At 53.4% G+C, this 1,156-nt stretch carries 1 protein-coding gene and 1 pseudogene; both read right to left on the reverse strand.

Annotated elements, in window-relative coordinates; all coding sequences use genetic code 11:
• Positions 1-344 precede the first annotated feature (344 nt).
• A complete protein-coding gene (locus QCE79_RS32875) occupies positions 345-584 on the reverse strand; it encodes a hypothetical protein (RefSeq protein ID WP_309851623.1) in 240 nt (79 codons plus the stop codon).
• A gap of 4 nt (positions 585-588) precedes the next feature.
• Positions 589-1,156, reverse strand: a pseudogene (locus QCE79_RS32880) (hypothetical protein); the annotation flags it as partial.

Here is a 1,156-nt window from a genome sequence, read left to right on the forward strand (position 1 = left end):
CTTGTAGTCGTACTGAACCGTGCGGCCCGCGGCGCTCACGGTCTTGACGATGCGGCCATCGGCATCGTAGTACGTCTTCTCGCGCCCGCCCAGCGCATCGGTATGCGCGATACGTTGGTCCAGATCGTCGTACTCGTAACGCTCGACGCTGCGACTGTTTTGACACATCGCACAGTCGATCAGGTACAACCCCGGTTATTACATATCACGGCGGGGGCGGGGCGCACTTGAACCAGACATCGCCCCCACCGCCCCGCGCACTCGCCCGACCGAATGAACAGTTGAGCCTTTCCTCGCCCTATCGAATCCAAGCCGCACCTTGTCTCGTACTCGTTCGGATAGTACTAAGAAGCCCACACGGTTTTGTCCGGTAGCTTGCCCTGCTTCCACCCTCGCATGACCTTGAGGGCAGCTCGATTAAACAAATGTCCTTGTCGATCACCGTTAGCTTGAATAAGCAATTTGACCTCGCCGGACTGCTTGTTTATTTCGAACTCACCGCAATCGTTTTCGACGCTCCAGTATCTATATGTAGCCACTACGTCATTCTCCGTACTCTTTTCAATCTCAATGTAGAACGCCATGTTTTTACTCCGCAATCCAAATACGCCCAGATCGAATGGCCGCATCGTGGGCTGTACGATAATCAGTCTCGAAGATCGACTCGAATTTCGATTCGAAACGTTCGTGCTGCAGCAAACTTAAATCCGACTCCACCCAATCGCCGACCGTCAAGCGATTCCATGAATTTACAATCCCAGGATCTGCATCAAACCGTTGGAGCACTGACTCGATTCGGTGCTCATTGAAGAACACGTGATCTTTGATACGTGCAATGCTACTCTCCGACATCCCTGTGTTCTTTGAAATTAGCGCAACGTCAGCCCTGTCTGCGCGAATAGCATCATAAGCCCGTTCCGCCGCATCCCAACCCTCCAAGGTGTCTGGATTCCGAATTAATCGCCGCGCACCTGTCTGGAATACACCTCCTCCGTCCGGTACAACGTTATATCGAAGCCCTGGTACAGTACGCTCAAACGCTCTTTCAATCTGCGGTCCAAAACTCTCAGCCGCCGTTCGCGCCACACGTCCAATACTCTGTCCTGCGATTTGGCTACCGCCTCCGATTCCCAAAGTACCGACGTTGATCACCAAG

The sequence above is a fragment of the Caballeronia sp. LZ003 genome (assembly GCF_031451465.1).
GTDB lineage: Bacteria > Pseudomonadota > Gammaproteobacteria > Burkholderiales > Burkholderiaceae > Caballeronia.